Below are 18,787 nucleotides of genomic sequence, written 5' to 3'. Positions count from 1 at the left end.
CCTTAGAGCGCGTTATGGCTGAAGTCAGAAATCAAAAAGGAGTAAGCCGCCAAATTCTATTGATGACACTTTGGCTGACGCTACTCATGTTAGTTGTAAAAGTGGGTGCAGCTTGGGCAACAAAATCTTTAGCGATCGTGGCTGAATGTCTTCATACTGTTATTGATGGCTTCAGTACAGTGCTCGGTTTAATTGCAATCTCTTCACCCCATCGCATCCCAGGGCGAGAAATTTGGGGGCATAGTCGGTTGGAAGCAATGTTGGCGTTGCTGCTAGTCGCATTATTAGGATTTGCCTGCCTCAGTTTGTCTGGAACCGCCATCGAGCAATTAGCCAATCAGCCTACGCTAGCTATCCTGCCACCGATTCGGATGCGGCTATCTGTGATTGGACTGCTCGCGATCGTGTCTCTCGCCAGTGTGGGCTTAGCGTTTTTTGAGCGAAAAGTGGCACGGACGCTCGATAGCTCGATTTTGAAAGTGAATGCGCGTCAGATTTTGCAGGACGCTTGGCTGACGATGTTTTTGCTCCTGGGACTCCTGGGAATTTGGAAGGGATATGCTTGGCTTGATCCCTTGTTGGCGATCGTCATGGTAATTACCGCCGGATTGAGCTGCTGGCGGGTTTTAAATTGGCAATTACCGTTAATGGTCAGACAAGTTGCAATTGCTCCTGAGGCGATCGGGCAAATGGTCAGACAGGTGCAAGGGGTGACCCAATGTTATGACGTGCGATCGCGCGGAATCGTCGGGCGGCAAGTTTTAGTCGAAATGCGAGTGTTCGTCCATCCAGATTTTTTAGGGGCAAGTGAATGGATTATCGAGCAGATCGATGGAGCGATTCGCGATCGCTATGGCCCGGTACAGGTGTGCATCTCGATCGAAGAAGCGCAAGACGATTTACAACATCCCTTTGAAACACTGCGATCGGATCAATCCAGTCGCGAAATGGATTGGAATTAAGATTTGGATCGACAGACTCAAGGTAAAGTAGGGAAAGAATTATTAAGAAGCATTACGTTATACCCACTTCATGGATTTCTCCCTTTTGCCTCAGATTGCTATTCAATGCCTCTTGGGAGCGTCTGCGATCGTGTTCACGGAACTGGTGCGAGACGCTTACCACATTGCTGGACACTACTGGCAGCCATTAAAGCGAGGACACAATTTACATCACAAGGCTTATCGTCCTGATTTAACAATCACAAGCTTAGAGATGTACCAAAAGGCACAACTGAATAATGATGTGCCAGAAGCGATCGCGATGCTAGGTGCCGCTGCAATTCTGGCAGCCTGTACTCAATTGCCTGTTTTATGGATCGGTTGTTTGTATTCGCTGGTCTTCTTAATTCCAGCCGTTGCCCGATCGCAAGGGTTACTGCTGCAAACCGATGTGACTCATAAGCCCGGTGACTTAATTGAGTTGCCCAAGCCTTGGATTGTGAATCGAACCTACCATTGGCGACATCATTTTGATGATCAGAATGCTTATTATTGTGGTCATTTTACAATTGTGGACAAATTGTTAGGGACAAGTTTGGCGCTGAAAGGCAAAACAGTGGCTATTACTGGCGCATCCGGAGCATTAGGGCAAGCATTGATTGCAGAGCTATCGAAGCATGGGGCGAAAGTTGTTGCGCTAACGACGAGCGATCGCGCGTTTGCTGAAGGCATAGAAGTGCTGCACTGGCAAATTGGAGCGGAAGAAGAATTGCGATCGCGGCTGCAAAAGGTAGACATCTTCATTCTGAATCATGGCGTCAATGTCTACGGCGATCGCACTCCAGCCGCAATCCAGACTTCTTATGAAGTAAATACATTCTCAACTTGGAGACTGGCAGAGCTATTTCTTGAAACAGTCACCGAATCTTCGCACAAAGCGCTCAAAGAACTTTGGATTAATACCTCTGAGGCTGAAGTGAATCCGGCGCTGAGTCCGCTTTATGAGCTATCGAAGCGAGCTTTAGGAGATTTGATTACCCTGCGGCGATTAGATGCACCTTGTATTATCCGCAAGTTGGTTTTAGGACCCTTTAAGAGTCAGTTAAATCCTTATGGGGTGATGTCTGCCTCTGGGGTCGCTTGGGCGATCGTGGCACTCGCGAAACGAGATTTTCGCGACATCATTGTGACGATTAATCCGATCACTTACATTCTTTTTCCGATCAAGGAGTTCTTTCAGTCGCTTTATTTCCGCTTGTTCTCAAAGTAGTGGAAGCTCAATTAAAAATTCTGTGCCCTGATCAACAACAGAATGACAATTCAATTTGCCGCGATGGTGCTCTGTGATGATTTGGTACGCGATCGACAAGCCCAATCCTGTTCCCTGACCAATCGGCTTTGTCGTAAAGAATGGGTCAAAAATTCGCGTTTGGATCGCTTCTGGAATCCCTGTTCCATTGTCAGCAATTCCGACTCGTACCCAGTCCGAATCAATTTCTGTCCGGATCGTCAGTTGGGGTTGCCAGTCGGGTTCTGATTTTTGCGATCGCACATCCAACGCGTCGATCGCATTGCTCAACAATGACATGAACACCTGATTTATTCGCCCGGCATAGCATTCGATCTTGGGCAATTCTCCATAGGTGCGCACAATCCGAATTTCTTGCCGATTCACTCTGCCCCGCAGCCGTGATCCCAAAATCATCAACGTACTTTCCAGACCTTCATGCAGACTGACTGACTTCAGTTCTGCTTCATCCAGCCGCGAAAATGTCCGTAATAGATTCACAATCTCTTCAATGCGCTCCGCTCCTGATGACATCGATCGCAGCACATTGGAGAAGTCTTGCAACACAAACGAGAGATCGACTTCTTCGCTGAGCGTTTGAATTTCCTCGATCGAGCTATTCTGATATGCCCGAATCATCTGCACTAATATTTCTGCGTACTCCTGAGCATGGCGTAAATTCCCATAAATAAAACTGATTGGGTTATTAATTTCATGCGCTACCCCAGCCACCAGTTGCCCCAAACTCGACATTTTTTCGCTCTGAATCAACTGAGCTTGAGTCAGTTTGAGATTCGACAATGCTTGTTCGAGTTCGGCAGCCTGCTGCTGTAGGATTTCATGACTTTTTTGAACGGTCTCCTGTGAAACTTGTAAATCCCGAATTGCTTTTCTAAAGAGAGCCTCTTTCAGATCATTCGTTCTTTCCAGTTCAGCCTGACTCGATTCCGAGCGTTTTAATTTCTTCTCAAGAATCCGATTTGCTTTTTCCAGTTCTTGCACTCGTTGTTTTAACGCTTCGCAATCCATCCATCAAGTCCCCAAAAGCAAGGTCACGATCGTCATATTATGTAACCGAGTTGCCCCATACTCATGAAGTGGGGAAAGTTCTCCATAAGTATAAAAACCGCTACAAACTACTTCAGCAGGTAGACAATCTCGAATCAAATCGTATTCTTCTGTGACTCGACTGCCTAACAGTTTGAAGCGACAGTCACAGCTAAAAATTAAAGCGATCGTTGGATGGGGGCTGGGATAAGATTGGGCCGCTTGCTGAATCGCAGTTTTGCACGCAGCAAGAATATCTTCACGACCTGCAGTACTCACTTGGACGATCGAGTTTTCAGGCACATCTGCCAGACAGTGCACCTCTCCTGTTGTCTCATCAAATCCACTAAACCCCCGCAAGTAAAACTCAGGCTCTCCCGCTTCAAAAACTGCTAAAGGATTCTGGGGAACGGGATCTGCACCACCGAGTTGTTCACGAAAAAACGATAAAGCAGATTGCTCTCCAATCGTTACAACGCAATTGCCTCGCGCTTTGGTCACTTGGCTAGAGACACTAATTGGCTCCCATCCATTGGCGATTCCATGTGAAAATTTCAGCGCTGCACCAGAAAACAGCAGAATCGGAGCCGCGTCGGTCAATACTTCAGTCTTATAAAACTGGTAGGTCGCTTCAAACCGATAATTGTCAGTTGACATGCCGCCAAAGATCGGAAACTGTTCTCCTAATGCAGCTTGTAATCCCTTGAGAATCAGGGTTCCATTGGTTTTGATGCCTTCTGGGATGGTGATACAGAGTCGAGGTGGTTGAGCACCTGTTGCCTGTTCAACTGCCGATCGTGTGGCAGCGATCGCATCTTCACCAAGATTCCGCGCGACCCCGGCGCGGATTTCAATTTCATCTGAGCAAAAGAGCGTCAGCACGATCGAATCGTATTGAAATTGCAGCGTATCGGATAATTCTGCATCGCTTGTGCAGCCAATCAGTTCAAGGTTTGGAAAGGCTTGATCAATCTCTTGCAAAATCAAAGCGTGGTCAAAGTCGATCGCGGCAAATAACATGCCTGCATTCGGTGTTAATCCATTCAGTGCAGCTTGACATTGAGCAATGACTTCTGCAATGGCGCTGGAGGAATCTGGATCGTTACTGTGTCCGACAATCGCTTTCAGCATAGGGCTTCTCCAAGGTGAGATTTCCCCTAACATGCCCGATCGCGCAAATTAACCTAACAAAGGCATTTTACAGTTCGTTACCTTCAGTCGTTCGGTTCCAGCCACGTTTTAGACTTGTAAAGTCTCCCCGAATTGATTCGGATTTTTTATCGAAGTTGATATTCCTATGTTTCCAACTCATCGCCCTCGTCGGTTACGCACCCATCCTCAACTGCGCCGCATGGTGCGCGAAAATGTCCTAACAACGAGTGATTTGATCTATCCTTTGTTTGCCGTTCCAGGTGAAAGTGTGGCGACCGAAGTCAGATCAATGCCTGGCGTGTATCAATTATCGATCGATAAAATCGTTGAAGAAGCCAAAGAAGTCTACGACTTGGGCATTCCGTCGATTATCTTGTTTGGGATTCCAGCCGACAAAGATGTAGATGCCACTGGAGCATGGCACGACTGCGGCATTGTTCAGAAAGCAGCAACGGCGGTGAAAGAAGCGGTTCCAGAGTTGATTGTGATTGCAGATACTTGCTTGTGTGAGTATACTTCGCACGGTCATTGTGGATTTTTGGAAGTCGGCGATTTAACAGGTCGCGTCTTAAATGATCCAACGTTGGACCTGTTGAAGAAAGTTGCAGTTTCTCAAGCCAAAGCTGGAGCCGATATCATTGCGCCTTCTGGAATGATGGATGGCTTCGTTGCTGCGATTCGGGAAGGATTGGATGAAGCAGGATTCCAGGATATTCCGATTCTGTCTTATGCCGCGAAGTATGCCTCGGCTTACTATGGCCCATTCCGCGATGCCGCAGAATCAACTCCGCAATTTGGCGATCGCCGCACATACCAGATGGATCCGGGCAATGCACGCGAAGCAATTAAAGAGATCGAGCTGGACATTGCCGAAGGAGCAGATATGCTCATGGTGAAGCCTGCTCTAGCCTACATGGACATCATTCATCAAGTGAAGCAAGCCTGCAATCTTCCGGTCGCTGCCTACAATGTGTCGGGCGAGTATGCAATGGTGAAAGCAGCAGCGCTGAATGGATGGATTGATGAGGAACGGGTGGTGATGGAAACCTTGCTCAGCTTTAAGCGCGCGGGTGCAGATTTAATTCTCACCTATCACGCAAAAGATGCAGCACGTTGGTTAGGAGCATAGTTTTGGGAAATGAGAGGGGAGAATTTTCTTATCTCCCCATCTCTCTAGCACGATCGCGCCTCTGCCGAAACCAATCCCGCAACTGCTCCCGACAAGGTGCTTCTAAAATTCCACCTAACACGGTTAAGCGATGGTTTGAGGCTGGACTATCCGGCAGATTCAATACAGTTCTGACCGCTCCTGCTTTCGGATCATCCGCACCATAGACTAACAATCCTAAGCGCGCTAGCACGATCGCACCCGCACACATTGGGCAAGGCTCCAGAGTGACATACAGTGTACAGTCTTCTAAATGCCAACTGTTTAACACCTGTCCTGCCTGCCTTAACGCCAAAACTTCGGCATGAGCCGTCGGATCACGATCGCGTTCTCGCCGATTTTCGCCTTCTGCGATCACAGTATCGCCTCGCACAATTACTGCCCCTACTGGCACTTCTCCTGCATTTCCCGCCTGTTCTGCAAGTTCTAGCGATCGCTGCATCCAATTGCGATGGCGAAGATATTCAGGATGATCAATCTCAGGAGGGGCAATCCGGAACGGCATACAGTTTAAAGACTTGATTTTGTCTCGTTTCAGTGTGGGCGAATCTGTAAAGAAATGCCAAAATAATTGGATAGGTTTTAATGGAACTCAATGGCATTTAATCCTGACCGTGCAAATTTCCTTCATACCGATGCAGAAGCGAATGATGCGAATGCGCTCCTTCGTTATCTCCAGCATCAACCTCCGGAAGTTTTAGAACGTGTTGCGCGTACCGTTAGCCCACAAGTCAAACAAATCGTTTCGCACAACGTTCAAGGCTTAGTCGGTGTCCTACCCAGTGACGGCTTCAACGTCAAAATTACCACCGATCGCGAAAATCTCGCAGGACTGCTCGCCTCTGCCATGCTGACAGGCTACTTCTTGCGCCAAATGGAACAGCGCATGGAACTTGAAGATCAGATCGGCGACCTTTAAATCGATCGCCCTATCCTCTCTAGTTTGATCGCTTCGGAAATGCTCCTGGGCGGACTTGCAACGTTTCAGTTTTGCCGCTACGCTTCACCTCAATTCCAAGCGGCGTTCCGATGCGGCTACTTTCCACCTGTGCTTGTACATCCGAAGATGTTTTGACAGGCGTACCATTGATCTTTTGAACGATGTCGCCTGGTTTCAGCCCCCCCTGTGCGGCTGGAGAATTTTCCGCAACTCGAGCAATAAATACGCCCTGCTCCTCAGTCACCTGAGTTTTGCCATCCAATTCTTTATTTAGTTCATCCCGAATCGCAGCACTGAGATCAATCATTTGAATTCCAAGATAGGGATGATCGACGCTACCTTTGGTGAAAAGCTGTTCTGCAACGCGCTGAGCCGTTTCAATCGGAATCGCAAATCCTAACCCTTGAGCGTCGGCTCGAATTGCCGTATTGATCCCAATCACTTCTCCACGATCGTTCAGTAACGGACCACCCGAATTGCCGGGATTGATCGCGGCATCGGTTTGAATAAAACTGACTCGCTTGTCGGAAACGCCCACTTCTCGGCTCGATCGTCCGATCGCGCTAATAATTCCCGCCGTCACCGTGTTATCTAAGCCGAGGGGATTGCCAATCGCGATCGCCCATTGCCCCGGCAGAATGGATTTAGAATTGCCAAGCGTCACTGTGGGCAACTGATTCGCGTCAATCTTCACCGCTGCGACATCGGTTACAGGATCACTGCCGACGACTCGCCCTTCAAACGTACGCCCATCCTTCAGCGTCACTTCTACCGTATCCGTTCCATCGACCACATGCGCATTCGTTAACAATCGACCATCTGCGGTCAATAGGAAGCCTGAACCCGTTCCCCGCTCCACTCGATCTTCAGGCGCAGGGAGTTGGTCGCCAAAAAATCGCTTAAACACTGGATTACGCAAGGCTTCTGGCACATTGCTCGACACCCGTCGTACGGCATTAATTCGCACCACTGCGGGACCTGCGCGATCGACAGCAGACGAAATAAAATTCTCATTATTTCTGCCATTCGCCGCAACGGAGACCGAACTCGGTGGAGCAAGCTGCACCTGAAACGGCTGTCCCTGACCGCGATTGACCAAATAATGATTGGCAACCAAACCCGCGCCGCCGCCGACCGTCAATAATGAAGCGGCGATCGCGACCTGTCTGAAGGAGAGAACCATAACTTAAGCGCAAAAAACAGTGACAATCCTAGTTTATCTTTGCCTTTCGATTACGGTGGCGATTTGTAAACAGGAGGCTTTGGTGTAGGCACGTTTTGAGATACACTCCTTTACATAAGCTGTGACTCAAAACCCTTTGAGAGCGCGGTAACCCAGTGATTTAGAAATTAAGGTTATGTCAAAGTATCGGTCTATTTTGGGACTCATTTGTTGTACTCTCCTGGCAATTGTGATGGTGGGATGTGGCGGACCGGCAGCGGTGAAGCCGACCTACACTCCCGACAGAATTGCTGAAATTCAGGGTCATACAGCGGACTTGCAGCAGTTAACTGAGCGATTGCCCGAATTGCAAGAGTTAATTCAGAAAGAAGATTTCATTTTCGCGCGCAATTTCATTCATGGGCCTTTGGGAGAAATGCGCATCCTGATGGGTCGCATTTCGACTGATTTGTTGCCAAAAGAGCAAAAAGCTGCACGGGATCTCGCAAAACAGATCGCGAATGATTTGGTTGAGATCGACCAAGCATCTGCAGAAAATAACTACAAAGTCGCTGTTCGCTACTATGGAGAAACGGTGAAAGACGTGGAATCATTCTATAAATTGATTCCGCAAGGTTAAGGCTTAAGGCGGAGAATGAAAAGTGTGATTTCTCCGCCTTAATCATTTATGAAAGTGACGATCGCAGGTTGTGGTGTAGTTGGCGCTACGATCGCTTATGAACTAAGCCAAGTTCCAGACCTCGAGATTACGGTTGTAGACGCGCAGCCGACCCCAATTCAAGCCGATGTGAAAGAGTGCCCAAGCTCAACAGGGGCAGCGCTCGGCGTTTTGATGGGTGCAATTAGTAAAAAAGAAAAAGGTCGCAATTTGAGAATGCGACTGTTTGGAATTCAGTACTATAACCACTTAGTTCCTCAATTAGCAGAATTAACCGGACGATCCATTCTGTTTAATCGTCAGGGAATTTTGATGCTGCAATTTCCAGAAGATGATTTGACCGTCTGGAATCGTTTGATTGAAGTGCGGCGCAACCAGGATTTACCGTTAGAGCTTTGGGATCGAGAACGGTTGAATGCAGAGTTTCCGTTTTTACAGCAAGCCAGTGCTGCGGTTTATTCACCGAGCGATCGACAAATTCATCCGATCGCACTCACTCAAGCTTTGATTGAAGGCGCAAAAATGCGCGGTGTAGCCTTCAAGTTTGGAGCAAAAGTACTGGAGATGCAAGGGCACCAGACTCAAACTTCTGAAGGCTCGATCGACTCGGACTATCTTGTAATTTCAGCAGGAATTGGATCGCGTGAGATTTCAGCCGTTGATATTCGTCCTGTCTTAGGACAAGCGATTCATCTACGCTTACCTCAACCGCTAAGTAATTCAGATTTGCCTGTAATCACAGGGAATGATGTGCATATTGTCCCACTTGGAAATGCTGAATACTGGGTCGGTGCAACCGTTGAGTTTCCAACAGAATCAGGAGAAGTGTTGCCGCCCGATCGAGAAATGTTTGATGCGGTGATGAAGCAAGCGATCGCGTTTTGTCCAAATCTCAAAGGGGCGGAAGTTGTGCGATCGTGGTTTGGGTTGCGTCCACGTCCGCAGGGTCGTCCGGCTCCAGTGATTGAAGAGGTTCAGCCCAATGTTTTACTAGCATCAGGACATTATCGAAACGGTGTTTTGTTAGCTCCGGCAACCGCAGAACAGGTTAAGGAAATTATTTTTAAGAAGCTTTAGCAGATAAGCGATCAGAAGGTAACGGAATTGGATCGTCAAAATCGTATGCAGTTTCGATCCACAATTGCCGAGCTTCCTCAATGTTTTCCATAATCTCGTCAGCTGTTTCTCCCTGCGTCATACAGCCAGGAAGATCTTTAATCACAGCGACATAGCCGCCCTCTGGTTCAGGATAGACGGTGACGGCATAAGTGAGACTTAAATAGTATTCCAGAGGCTTAGGATTCGTCTTGCTGATTGGCATACCACTCTTCTAAATTAAGTCGGTCTACAATCTCTCTAACATAAGTCCGTTTCACTTTTTGTCCGCCCTTTTTTGGAACAATTTGTGTCTGTCCCTTAGAGTTGCGAAAAATATGATGACTGCCTTTTGAACGAACTTCCTCGAAACCGAAAGCATTCAATAAATCGCGAACTTCCTTAAATCTAACTTCAACTGGTTCAGATAGGAAGAGTTCAACAAGCTTAAGGGTTTTCATAATTTCCACTGGAACTAGTTGTCTCAGTTCCAATGTACTGCAAGGGTTATATAAGTAGTGTTTTTTCTTTTGATTTTTTCTAGCAAACGCTACATCTAGTAATATTGGCTCTCTACATCTAGGAATATTAGCTCTATTGATAGAGTATAAAAATTAGTGCCCTCAATAAGTAACACTATATTAGCGATCCATTAGAAGATAAGTAGAGCGATCTGAGAAAGGCCGCCATCTTAATCATCTGTAACGAATTCGGCGGAATTGACACGCAAATCGGGCAACACACTGCGGTAAGGTGAAGAATAGTCACTTGATAAGCACGTATCAACTTTCCGTTAATTATGTCCTCAACTGTTTCTAGCCCAACTCGTACCATTCGGATTGCTTCACGCAAAAGTCAGCTCGCTTTAGTTCAGACTTATTGGGTGCAGGAGCAGTTACAGAAAGCCTTTCCTCAACATACGTTTGAAGTTCATACGATGAACACTCAAGGCGACAAGATCCTTGATGTGGCATTGGCGAAAATTGGGGACAAAGGTTTATTTACCAAAGAACTTGAAGATGGAATGCTCAATGGCACAACCGATTTCGCAGTTCATTCCTTGAAAGATTTGCCGACTCGATTGCCCCAAGGGTTGATGCTAGGTTGCGTGACGGAACGCGAAGACCCCGCAGATGCTTTGGTCGTCCATGAAAAGCACAAGGATAAAGACTTAGCATCGTTACCCGAAGGTTCAGTGATTGGAACTTCTTCACTGCGGCGGCTAGCACAATTGCGGCATCACTATCCACATCTCAGCTTCAAAGATGTGCGTGGAAATGTGATCACGCGATTGGCAAAGTTGGATTCGGGTGAGTATGATGCGCTGATTTTGGCGGCGGCAGGATTGAATCGGTTGGATTTAAGCGATCGTATTCATCAACTCATTCCGTCTGACATCTCGCTACATGCCGTTGGACAAGGCGCATTAGGCATTGAATGTCGTGAAGGCGATACTGAGATTCTTGAAATTCTCAAAGTGCTAGAACATCAGCCCACTGCTTATCGGTGTTATGCAGAGCGGGCTTTCTTGCGAGAACTAGAAGGCGGCTGTCAGGTTCCGATCGGTGTCAATACCAAGATTGAAGGCGACACACTCACCTTGACCGGAATTGTTGCTAGCTTAGATGGCAAAAAGCTTGTGAAAGATAGCGTTTCTGGTGCGGCAGTCGATGCTGAGAAATTAGGAACCGAACTGGCCCACCGAGCAAAAGAGCAAGGCGCACAAGAAATTCTCAACGATATCTTTGCCACAATTAATCGCGGCTAACCCACAATTGCTGCACTAGTGTACTTGAGCGATCGCATCCCTTCTAGATCAGTCTGAGAGGAATGCGATCGCTTTGGCCTGTTGGTATGATGCGCTGATTCAGTTTGTCCAATCTTAGCAACATGAGGTGGACTGAGTATCTGGCTCGGCATCAAACCTTGCAGGCGTTTTTGGCAAATCGGTGATCGCGATTAACACGCTCCATCAAGTTTTCCTAAATTATTCACCGAATGTAGACTAATAGTAATCCAAGATATTTCTATACCCCGGTTGAATTAACGGTTTTAGCCTGCGGGAGATTACTGAGTTAGTATTACGTAAAATTGTTTTGTTATTACAAAGTCTTCGTCAGAATACTGCTAAATCTAAGCAAAATTAGCTAGGGTAAATCGTCAGTCGCAAGCAAAATTGACTTGAACTATGACGATCGATGAAACTCGAAACTCAGTGAGAACGCGCCTTGGAATTGTCGCCCTAAATTCCACAGGCTATCTTGATGCGATATTGACTTGTCTTGAATCCGAAGAAATTGCAGTCCCGCTTAAACACGGAGACGATCACGATCGCATCAATGCTGCAAAAGTCGATCGTGTCTTCACTCCAACCTCCGAAGCAGGCTGGATGAGTCGAGGCTTCAAACCTTCTACGAGTCATGAGCCTGCGGTTATTTCTTTTACATCTGGAACTGAAGGCAAACCAAAAGGCGTTTTACTGACCCACGGCAATTTGGCAGAAGTCGTTAGCCGACTCAATGGCTTGATGCAGGTCACTGATGAGATTCGGGAGTATATTGGCGTTCCGGTCTATCATTCTTTCGGATTTGGGCGAGCAAGAGCGATCTCATCGGTTGGAGGACAGCTTTACTTACCGGAAACAGGCTTCAATCCAGCTGAAATCGGTGCGATGCTGAAACGCGGTGAGATTAACGCGATTTCAGCGGTTCCGAGCCTGTGGCGAGTGTTATTGGCAAATTCAGATTTGATTGGGAATGCGGGCAGACGTGTGCGCTGGATCGAGATTGGAAGCCAGTACATGAGCCGACAGGAAAAAGAAGCCATGAAAGCTCTCTTTCCAGAGGCGCGGATTGTTCAGCATTACGGCTTAACTGAGGCTTCTCGAACAACATTACTCGAACTGCATAACGCTGAGGGAGAAGCACTCGAATCCGTTGGCAAAGCGATCGGCTCGGTTGAGGTGCAGTTAACCGAAGATGGGCGGATTGCCATTCGAGGAGAGCATGTAGCGCAGACTTATCTGATTGAAGGAGAAGAAGCCCCGATTCCAGATGCAGACGGATGGCTGATCACAAAAGATTTAGGAAGTTTGGAGCATGGACTGCTGTATTACAAAGGCAGAGCCGATGATGTGATTAACTGTGGAGGGCTGAAAGTTCATCCAGAAGCCCTTGAGACAAAACTCTATGAAAAAATTGGGTATACAACCGGGCTGGCAATTTGTCGTAAACCAGATCCAGTACGGGGAGAAGGTTTTTTGGTTGCCGTGACTCCGGCAGTGACGATCGATAAATCTCAACTTCGAGACGCTGTGTTAGAAGCAACTCAAGAGTTTGGCGTCAATGCAGGCAATGCGATCGCAATTGTCGAACTCGATGAACTTCCGAAAACAGCAACCGGAAAAGTGCAACGCCGACAACTTGCAGACTGGTATACTCAGCAGGCACCAACCGCGACTGTCGAAACAGTCGATCCGAAGCGGAAAAATTACATTGAATCCGCGTTCTGTCGGTTGTTGAACTTGCGGCATCTTCAGCCTGAAGATACGTTTATCTCACTGGGTGGAGATTCGTTGTCGTATGTGCAGCTCGCGATGGAACTGGAGCGGCATCTAGGCTACTTGCCACAAGGCTGGGAGCATCTGTCAATCGCCCAGTTAGAAACGCTCACACCTGAGAAAAAGGCGTTCAGCCCGATTGAAACTAATATCATTTTGAGAGCGATCGCGATCTTCGTCGTCGTTGCCGATCACGCGGGGCTCATGAATTTCTCTGGGGGCGCATTCCTACTCTTGATGATCGCAGGAGCCAACCTCGCTCGATTTCAATCTGAAGCCTTGGTGCAAGGGCGACTCGTTCAACCCATTCTCTCCCTGCTCCGCAACCTGGTCACGCCTTATCTCATCATTTCCCTCAGCTATCAACTCTGGAAACGGGACTTCGACCTGAGTGTACTCTTTTTATTCAGTAACTTTGTGAATCCAGAAGTCTCTGCGATTTTCCCAGTCTGGTTTGTCAGTGTGTTAGTCCAAATCATTCTGCTTTTCTCGTTACTGTTCACCCTCAAACCTCTGCGACAATTTGCACGAGTCTCTCCTTGGGAATTTGGATTAGCGACCCTAGTTATCGGAATTATTGCCAAGCTTGGAGTAGGCGCGGTTTGGAATACTGCTCACTTGTATGACCGACTGCCCCACATGCTACTTTGGATGTTCTCGATGGGTTGGATCATTCAGTTCGCTCACACCAAACAACAAAAAGCAGTCTCAACAAGTCTACTCTGGGCACTGGTTCCAATCTTAACTCGTCTGAGCTATGCCTATATCAGTTACACCTATGCCGTGTGGATGGTGCTCGGAGGCACATTACTGCTCTGGATTCCTACCGTTCCAATTCCTCAATTCATCAAATCGCCACTCCAAACTGTTGGAGCCGCAACCTACTATATCTATCTGTTCCACATGATCCTTATCCATATCGTCAGTACTGTCGGACATACCGAGAATCCCTGGGTGAATACAGTTGCAGGTATCTTCGGCGGAATTGCAGTGTGGGCAGGAGTTCAAACCGTACAGTCCTTTCTGGCAAATCGGCGATCGACTCAAGCTGAGATCGATGCAACTGCCCTATAAAATCCGCATGCGGATTCTGTGCCAACCAGAAGAATTGTTTAGCGGGTTGGCAGAATCGCCCCTTAAGATAAGAAAGCTGAGTTTGGGAACATCATATGGCGGGTCGGATTCCAGTGGTCGTCAATGGAGCGACCGGAAAAATGGGGCGGGAAATTATTAAAGCCGTCTCGCAGTCACCGGATATGAATTTAATCGGCGCACTGGCGAAAAATCCCAAGTATCTCGGAGAAGATATCGGTGAAGTCATTGGTTGCGGAGCATTGGAAGTCCCCGTAACCAACGAATATGAATCGATGATGGCAATGCTCTCTCAAGAAAAAGAGTTGGGAGTCGTCGTGGATGTGACTCACCCCGATGCTGTGTATAACAATGTCAGATCCGCGATCGCGTATGGGGTACGTCCTGTTGTCGGAACCACCGGACTGAGTGCGGGACAGATTCAAGAATTAGCAGAATTTGCAGATAAGGCAAGTACGGGCTGTTTGATCGTGCCCAATTTCTCGATCGGGGTTGTGCTGATGCAGCAAGCTGCAATTCAAGCTTCTCAGTATTTCGATCATGTTGAAATTATTGAACTTCATCATAATCAAAAAGCAGATGCACCGAGCGGAACAGCCGTTCAAACGGCGCAGATGCTCGCAGAACTGGGTAAGACTTACAATGAGCCGCTTGTGCATGAAACCGAAAAGATCACAGGCGCAAGAGGAGCACAGGCAGAAGAAGGCATTCGCATTCACAGTATTCGCCTGCCTGGGCTGGTCGCACATCAAGAAATCATTTTCGGGGCAGCAGGGCAAATTTATACCTTGAGGCATGACGCAACCGATCGCACTTGCTACATGCCTGGCGTGTTGCTCTCGATTCGGAAAGTGATTTCGTTGAAGTCTTTGGTCTATGGATTGGAAAAGATTATCTAGCTTGCGTTAGGTCAGGTTCCGGCTGCACTCAACTCGTAAAGATCTAGGATCTAGAAGGTTGAGCGCAGTCGAAACGCGAGAATAAACAGGTCTTTTCGACTTTAGCGATCGCATTGCCAAACTTTTAACCCACTCTCAACACTGGTCACTAAGTAGCGACTGTTTTGACTAAATTGGACAGCTTGCCACAGTCCTTGACCTAGATCTGCTTGCCCAAGGCTATTTAACAATTGCCCCGTCTCTGCATCCCAAATTCTCAAAAGATTCTGGCGACGCGCATAATTTCGGTGTTTCGGATGGATATCAACTCGCTGATAGCCTGCGACAAACCATTGACCATCGGGGCTGAGCGCAGCGACATGTGGCGCGCCATCGGCTGGGTCAAGCTGAATTCGACAGCGGATCTCACCCGTTGCCACTTTGCGGATCCAGACCTGCCGACCCACGATCGTTGCAACACGCTGCCAATCTGGAGTCATGTCGAGCCATTGCTCATACGGTGTGAGCCAATTTAAGCTAAAGCGAGCTTCGCCCGTCTTTAAGCTAATGGCTTCGGGGCGCTGTTCGATCTTGAGCAAGCCTTTTCCACTCATGGCGACCGCAAGAATCGGAACATCAGTCAGACAAGGCAAGATGTGAGTATTTTCGCCTTGAGGCAGGTTCCAGATGCGTAAGCTGCGATCGCGTACCGTCAGATCCGCGCGACGACCTAGCCACTCATACTGATTGCAACCACTACTGACCACCATCTGCCCGTCTGCACTGATGGCGATCGCGGTAATTGGGCTGTGATGACCTTTGAGCGTCGTTAGTTCTTCCCCGGTGGCAACTTGCCAAACCTTGATCGTGCAATCCTGGCTTCCGGTGACTAAAGTCTTGCCATCCTGGCTCAGCGCCATTGCGGTAATTGGAGCGGTATGTCCTTGCAAGGAAAAGAGCCGCTGACCCGTTCGCCAATTCCAAATCTGCACCGTATTCGTGAGTTCAGATGGGCTAGTACGGGTAAGAGAACCAACGCTTAAAAGTGTTTCCCCATCAGGATGTAGCGCAATACGTCGCAAAGCATTGCCAGGATTCAAAGTTTGCAGAGCATGTAAAGTGGCTTTTCTAGTGGTGAAATCGGATTGTACTGTTTTCTTAAGAGATGGAGAGATGCGATCGCAATCCGGATCTCCTTCACGTAGCGGGTAGTCTACTGGATCAAACCAAACTCCAGCATCTTGAAACAAATCGGAGACTGAATCAGGAAGGCGATCCAACACAACAGGCATTTCTTCGATCGATGAGTCTTGGAACATAGCTTCTCACCAAGGGGGATCACCGCCAGTGTTCACTCTGAGTCTGATTCGCTCTACGGTGTTACTGATGAACTCTCGTTAAAGTTTTGATAAGGTCTAGCTAGATCTACGCAAAGGATTTTAGATTTTTGGATTGGAAGGAACGTGATGAAAAAAAGCTGGTTGACGATCGCAGTTTTGACGAATTTATTGGCAGTCTCAGCGCGGGCAGAAAATTCGCAGCAACTTCAAGAATTTCGATCGACCAAGACCTGTTACGGTTGCGATCTCACAAACACGAGTTTGGCAAACCTCGATCTCAGTAATGCAAAGCTGATTAATACCTCATTGTTTGGCACAGATTTTAGAGGCACTAATCTCAGTGGAGCAAATCTCAGCGGGATTCAAGCCGGGGAACTGATCGTGAATGCGCGATCGAGTGAGCGCCGAATTAGTGACTTTTCAGGAGTGAATTTCACAGGAGCCGATATTAGTCGGGCTTCTTTGAGCCGAGCGATTCTCGCCCAAGCAAATTTTACAAATGCGTATCTGCTGAATACGGATTTTGGATCGGCTCGATTAGTAGGCGCAGTGTTTCAAGGCGCAACGTTAGGCAACACATTCTTTGGTGGAGCAGATTTGACAGGTGCGAACTTCACGAATCAGCCGTTGGTTGGGGTGTATCTCAGAAATGCTCGATTAGATAATGCTCAACTCGCAGGAGTCAGGTTTGATTCGAGCGATTTGACCAATGCGGTGTTTAGAAATGCTGATTTGCGCGGAGCTAGTTTTACAAGTACAACGATCGCGAATGCTGATTTTTCGGGTGCAAGACTCGATCCGGACACTGTCGCTCAACTGTGTCAGACAGCAGGCGGCTCGAATACCTTGACGAACACTGATACTCGGGTGAGTTTAGGCTGTCGCTAGGCTGATAAACTGACAACAGCAAATCGATTTTTTGTCCTGATCTGACTCGCCCGTAAGCAAGCAGGCATGAGCAGATGAGGATGCGATCGCATTATTTTTGTCAGCGTACTTGGATTGAGAGAACGTGTATTTATTAATTCCTGCGGCAGGTTCAGGGCAGCGCATGGGCAGCGCGTGGCAACGCCAGAACAAAGCTCCCCGCAACAAATTACTGCTTGATCTTTTGGGAAAGCCAATTCTGGCTTGGACACTGCTTGCCGCAGAAGCATCTCAGACAATCGATTGGATTGGCATTATCGGACAGCCGTTCGATTGGGATGATTTTAAAGCGATCGTGGGATCTCTGAAGTTGACTAAACCTGTCCACTTTATTCAAGGCGGCACAACTCGCCAAGAATCGGTTTACAACGGACTTCAAGCCCTGCCGCCCGAAGCAGAACAGGTGCTCATTCATGATGGCGCACGCTGTTTAGCGACTCCAGAACTATTCGATCGCTGTACGGAAGCCCTGCAAACCTGTGATGGATTGGTTGCGGCAATTCCTGTCAAAGACACGATTAAGGTCGTCTCAGAGGGTCTAGTTGCCTCGACTCCAGAGCGATCACAATTGTGGGCAGCCCAAACTCCGCAAGGATTTTCGGTGCCCTTGTTGAAAAAATGTCATTTAGAAGGACGCACTCAAGGCTGGGAAGTCACAGACGATGCAGCGTTATTTGAACAGTGTCAACTGCCTGTGCAAATTCTCCCAGGAGAAGAGACGAATCTGAAAGTCACAACGCCGATGGATTTAGCGATCGCGGAATTTATCCTGCGTCAACGGGATTAGCGGCAAACATTGCCTCGATCGTTCTGTCCAATTGGTGTAAGTCTGTTAGCTCGATCGCTTGAACTCGTCCCGATTCGATTAAAGGAATCGCACGATCGTCAGTTGGTTCTCCTCGCAAGCCTGCCGTAATCAAATCCGCTGCACGTCCACTGCCTGAAATCACAATCAAAGGTCGCTGCTGAACCGTGACATTTTGCAAAGCATCTTCCCAAGTGATCTCGCCACCATTTAACAAAACCGTCACAGAGGGTGCCGACTGCGCAATCTCGGATGCTGCTGCTGCTAACCAGGATGATTCATCGCCCCAATTTGATCCTGGAACTAGTAGGAAATGAGAATGATGTGGCTCTAAGGGTGCAGCCTGTTCTGAGTCAATTGCTTGACCTGGCAAAGTCACCAGCCCAACTGGAGAGATGCCAATCAGCGGAAATGTTCCTTGAATCTGCTGCCGTGCTCGACCCATTAACTGCATGACACCCGTATCCGTTCCACCATCGACGATCGCTGCTTGCCATTTTTGAGCGATCGGGGCAAGAACTTTTACAAACAGTTGCTGTATCAGTTCATAATCAGCAGCACTAATCTTACTGGCTCCGCCAATCACCACCAGCACTGGACAATTGACAGAGATAGACATATCAGCGATCGCTGCTTTCATCTCCTGCAATGATTGCACGGTCGCGATCGCAGCTTCGTGACTTTGAAATTTCACAACAAAGGGGGTTGACATTT

General features: G+C 47.9%; 20 protein-coding genes. 11 read left to right on the top strand and 9 right to left on the bottom strand.

Annotation, left to right across the window (positions count from 1 at the left end; genetic code table 11):
• Nucleotides 1-14: 14 nt before the first annotated feature.
• Together OU814_RS23090 and OU814_RS23085 are read left to right on the top strand one after the other, a co-directional pair.
• Nucleotides 15-962: a cation diffusion facilitator family transporter gene (locus tag OU814_RS23090; protein WP_017291223.1), complete on the top strand. Its 948-nt coding sequence runs from the start codon at nucleotides 15-17 to the stop codon at nucleotides 960-962.
• A gap of 70 nt (nucleotides 963-1,032) precedes the next feature.
• Nucleotides 1,033-2,211 (top strand): bifunctional sterol desaturase/short chain dehydrogenase, encoded by a 1,179-nt coding sequence (locus tag OU814_RS23085; RefSeq protein ID WP_017291224.1) that lies wholly within the window; start codon nucleotides 1,033-1,035, stop codon nucleotides 2,209-2,211.
• Here the strand turns inward: OU814_RS23085 and OU814_RS23080 are convergent.
• On the bottom strand, nucleotides 2,203-3,258 hold the full coding sequence (locus OU814_RS23080) for a sensor histidine kinase (RefSeq protein WP_017291225.1): 1,056 nt from the start codon (nucleotides 3,256-3,258) through the stop codon (nucleotides 2,203-2,205). The two genes, OU814_RS23085 and OU814_RS23080, sit on opposite strands and share 9 nt — an antisense overlap.
• 3 nt (nucleotides 3,259-3,261) lie before the next feature.
• On the bottom strand, nucleotides 3,262-4,407 hold the full coding sequence (locus OU814_RS23075) for an FIST signal transduction protein (protein ID WP_268242222.1): 1,146 nt from the start codon (nucleotides 4,405-4,407) through the stop codon (nucleotides 3,262-3,264).
• 166 nt (nucleotides 4,408-4,573) lie between these two features.
• Here OU814_RS23075 and hemB point away from each other — a divergent pair, with 166 nt between their 5' ends.
• Nucleotides 4,574-5,557, top strand: a complete 984-nt coding sequence (gene hemB, locus OU814_RS23070; RefSeq protein ID WP_017291227.1) for a porphobilinogen synthase — start codon at nucleotides 4,574-4,576, stop codon at nucleotides 5,555-5,557.
• A gap of 28 nt (nucleotides 5,558-5,585) precedes the next feature.
• On the opposite strand, the gene tadA is transcribed toward hemB, so the two are convergent.
• Nucleotides 5,586-6,101: a tRNA adenosine(34) deaminase TadA gene (tadA, locus tag OU814_RS23065; protein WP_268242221.1), complete on the bottom strand. Its 516-nt coding sequence runs from the start codon at nucleotides 6,099-6,101 to the stop codon at nucleotides 5,586-5,588.
• A 90-nt stretch (nucleotides 6,102-6,191) separates the two neighbouring features.
• Between tadA and OU814_RS23060 the strand changes: the two genes are divergently transcribed.
• Nucleotides 6,192-6,515 carry a DUF760 domain-containing protein gene (locus tag OU814_RS23060; RefSeq protein WP_017291229.1) on the top strand — a complete coding sequence of 108 codons (324 nt, stop codon included), beginning with the start codon at nucleotides 6,192-6,194 and terminating at the stop codon, nucleotides 6,513-6,515.
• A 19-nt stretch (nucleotides 6,516-6,534) separates the two neighbouring features.
• Here the strand turns inward: OU814_RS23060 and OU814_RS23055 are convergent, their stop codons facing one another.
• Entirely contained in the window at nucleotides 6,535-7,719 is a 1,185-nt protein-coding gene (locus OU814_RS23055) for an HhoA/HhoB/HtrA family serine endopeptidase (RefSeq protein WP_268242220.1), read from the bottom strand.
• Between the two features lie 175 nt (nucleotides 7,720-7,894).
• Between OU814_RS23055 and psbQ the strand changes: the two genes are divergently transcribed.
• The gene (gene psbQ / locus OU814_RS23050) at nucleotides 7,895-8,338 is read left to right on the top strand and encodes a photosystem II protein PsbQ (protein ID WP_017291231.1); all 444 of its coding nucleotides are present in this window, start codon (nucleotides 7,895-7,897) and stop codon (nucleotides 8,336-8,338) included.
• Between the two features lie 48 nt (nucleotides 8,339-8,386).
• Nucleotides 8,387-9,454, top strand: a complete 1,068-nt coding sequence (locus tag OU814_RS23045; protein ID WP_268242219.1) for an NAD(P)/FAD-dependent oxidoreductase — start codon at nucleotides 8,387-8,389, stop codon at nucleotides 9,452-9,454.
• Here the strand turns inward: OU814_RS23045 and OU814_RS23040 are convergent.
• Together OU814_RS23040 and OU814_RS23035 are read right to left on the bottom strand one after the other, a co-directional pair.
• Nucleotides 9,441-9,698: a type II toxin-antitoxin system HicB family antitoxin gene (locus OU814_RS23040; RefSeq protein ID WP_268242218.1), complete on the bottom strand. Its 258-nt coding sequence runs from the start codon at nucleotides 9,696-9,698 to the stop codon at nucleotides 9,441-9,443. The two genes, OU814_RS23045 and OU814_RS23040, sit on opposite strands and share 14 nt — an antisense overlap.
• Nucleotides 9,673-9,933, bottom strand: a complete 261-nt coding sequence (locus tag OU814_RS23035; protein ID WP_268242217.1) for a type II toxin-antitoxin system HicA family toxin — start codon at nucleotides 9,931-9,933, stop codon at nucleotides 9,673-9,675. Before OU814_RS23035 ends, OU814_RS23040 begins: the two co-directional genes overlap by 26 nt.
• Before the next feature lie 338 nt (nucleotides 9,934-10,271).
• On the opposite strand from OU814_RS23035, the gene hemC reads away from it, so the two are divergent.
• Entirely contained in the window at nucleotides 10,272-11,240 is a 969-nt protein-coding gene (gene hemC / locus OU814_RS23030) for a hydroxymethylbilane synthase (protein WP_017291233.1), read from the top strand.
• Here hemC and OU814_RS23025 read toward each other — a convergent pair.
• Nucleotides 11,237-11,392, bottom strand: a complete 156-nt coding sequence (locus tag OU814_RS23025; RefSeq protein ID WP_268242216.1) for a hypothetical protein — start codon at nucleotides 11,390-11,392, stop codon at nucleotides 11,237-11,239. The genes hemC and OU814_RS23025 overlap by 4 nt on opposite strands.
• 268 nt (nucleotides 11,393-11,660) lie before the next feature.
• Here OU814_RS23025 and OU814_RS23020 point away from each other — a divergent pair, with 268 nt between their 5' ends.
• The gene (locus OU814_RS23020) at nucleotides 11,661-14,105 is read left to right on the top strand and encodes an AMP-binding protein (RefSeq protein ID WP_268242215.1); all 2,445 of its coding nucleotides are present in this window, start codon (nucleotides 11,661-11,663) and stop codon (nucleotides 14,103-14,105) included.
• 95 nt (nucleotides 14,106-14,200) lie between these two features.
• The gene (dapB, locus tag OU814_RS23015) at nucleotides 14,201-15,022 is read left to right on the top strand and encodes a 4-hydroxy-tetrahydrodipicolinate reductase (RefSeq protein ID WP_017291236.1); all 822 of its coding nucleotides are present in this window, start codon (nucleotides 14,201-14,203) and stop codon (nucleotides 15,020-15,022) included.
• Between the two features lie 101 nt (nucleotides 15,023-15,123).
• Here dapB and OU814_RS23010 read toward each other — a convergent pair whose 3' ends face one another.
• Nucleotides 15,124-16,320, bottom strand: a complete 1,197-nt coding sequence (locus tag OU814_RS23010; protein ID WP_268242214.1) for a WD40 repeat domain-containing protein — start codon at nucleotides 16,318-16,320, stop codon at nucleotides 15,124-15,126.
• A 147-nt stretch (nucleotides 16,321-16,467) separates the two neighbouring features.
• Between OU814_RS23010 and OU814_RS23005 the strand changes: the two genes are divergently transcribed.
• Nucleotides 16,468-17,229 (top strand): pentapeptide repeat-containing protein, encoded by a 762-nt coding sequence (locus OU814_RS23005; RefSeq protein ID WP_190652563.1) that lies wholly within the window; start codon nucleotides 16,468-16,470, stop codon nucleotides 17,227-17,229.
• 124 nt (nucleotides 17,230-17,353) lie between these two features.
• Nucleotides 17,354-18,055, top strand: coding sequence for a 2-C-methyl-D-erythritol 4-phosphate cytidylyltransferase (gene ispD / locus OU814_RS23000; protein WP_268242213.1), 702 nt, complete (start codon nucleotides 17,354-17,356; stop codon nucleotides 18,053-18,055).
• On the opposite strand, the gene OU814_RS22995 is transcribed toward ispD, so the two are convergent.
• The gene (locus OU814_RS22995) at nucleotides 18,033-18,785 is read right to left on the bottom strand and encodes a hypothetical protein (protein WP_268242212.1); all 753 of its coding nucleotides are present in this window, start codon (nucleotides 18,783-18,785) and stop codon (nucleotides 18,033-18,035) included. The genes ispD and OU814_RS22995 overlap by 23 nt on opposite strands.
• Nucleotides 18,786-18,787 lie beyond the last annotated feature (2 nt).

This window comes from Leptolyngbya sp. GGD, assembly GCF_026735145.1.
GTDB lineage: Bacteria > Cyanobacteriota > Cyanobacteriia > Leptolyngbyales > Leptolyngbyaceae > Leptolyngbya > Leptolyngbya boryana.
This window is presented reverse-complemented; position numbering and strand designations above follow the sequence as displayed.

Excerpts from the sequence above, each read along its gene's own strand:
- OU814_RS23005 (WP_190652563.1), top strand. The coding sequence starts at position 16,468 with ATGAAAAAAAGCTGGTTGACGATCGCAGTTTTGACGAATTTATTGGCA.
- hemB (WP_017291227.1), top strand. The coding sequence starts at position 4,574 with ATGTTTCCAACTCATCGCCCTCGTCGGTTACGCACCCATCCTCAACTG.
- OU814_RS23040 (WP_268242218.1), bottom strand. The coding sequence starts at position 9,698 with ATGCCAATCAGCAAGACGAATCCTAAGCCTCTGGAATACTATTTAAGT.
- tadA (WP_268242221.1), bottom strand. The coding sequence starts at position 6,101 with ATGCCGTTCCGGATTGCCCCTCCTGAGATTGATCATCCTGAATATCTT.
- OU814_RS23080 (WP_017291225.1), bottom strand. The coding sequence starts at position 3,258 with ATGGATTGCGAAGCGTTAAAACAACGAGTGCAAGAACTGGAAAAAGCA.
- psbQ (WP_017291231.1), top strand. The coding sequence starts at position 7,895 with ATGTCAAAGTATCGGTCTATTTTGGGACTCATTTGTTGTACTCTCCTG.
- hemC (WP_017291233.1), top strand. The coding sequence starts at position 10,272 with ATGTCCTCAACTGTTTCTAGCCCAACTCGTACCATTCGGATTGCTTCA.
- OU814_RS23055 (WP_268242220.1), bottom strand. The coding sequence starts at position 7,719 with ATGGTTCTCTCCTTCAGACAGGTCGCGATCGCCGCTTCATTATTGACG.
- OU814_RS22995 (WP_268242212.1), bottom strand. The coding sequence starts at position 18,785 with ATGTCAACCCCCTTTGTTGTGAAATTTCAAAGTCACGAAGCTGCGATC.
- OU814_RS23020 (WP_268242215.1), top strand. The coding sequence starts at position 11,661 with ATGACGATCGATGAAACTCGAAACTCAGTGAGAACGCGCCTTGGAATT.
- OU814_RS23075 (WP_268242222.1), bottom strand. The coding sequence starts at position 4,407 with ATGCTGAAAGCGATTGTCGGACACAGTAACGATCCAGATTCCTCCAGC.
- OU814_RS23045 (WP_268242219.1), top strand. The coding sequence starts at position 8,387 with ATGAAAGTGACGATCGCAGGTTGTGGTGTAGTTGGCGCTACGATCGCT.
- dapB (WP_017291236.1), top strand. The coding sequence starts at position 14,201 with ATGGCGGGTCGGATTCCAGTGGTCGTCAATGGAGCGACCGGAAAAATG.
- OU814_RS23010 (WP_268242214.1), bottom strand. The coding sequence starts at position 16,320 with ATGTTCCAAGACTCATCGATCGAAGAAATGCCTGTTGTGTTGGATCGC.
- OU814_RS23090 (WP_017291223.1), top strand. The coding sequence starts at position 15 with ATGGCTGAAGTCAGAAATCAAAAAGGAGTAAGCCGCCAAATTCTATTG.
- OU814_RS23085 (WP_017291224.1), top strand. The coding sequence starts at position 1,033 with ATGGATTTCTCCCTTTTGCCTCAGATTGCTATTCAATGCCTCTTGGGA.
- OU814_RS23035 (WP_268242217.1), bottom strand. The coding sequence starts at position 9,933 with ATGAAAACCCTTAAGCTTGTTGAACTCTTCCTATCTGAACCAGTTGAA.
- OU814_RS23060 (WP_017291229.1), top strand. The coding sequence starts at position 6,192 with ATGGCATTTAATCCTGACCGTGCAAATTTCCTTCATACCGATGCAGAA.
- OU814_RS23025 (WP_268242216.1), bottom strand. The coding sequence starts at position 11,392 with ATGCCGAGCCAGATACTCAGTCCACCTCATGTTGCTAAGATTGGACAA.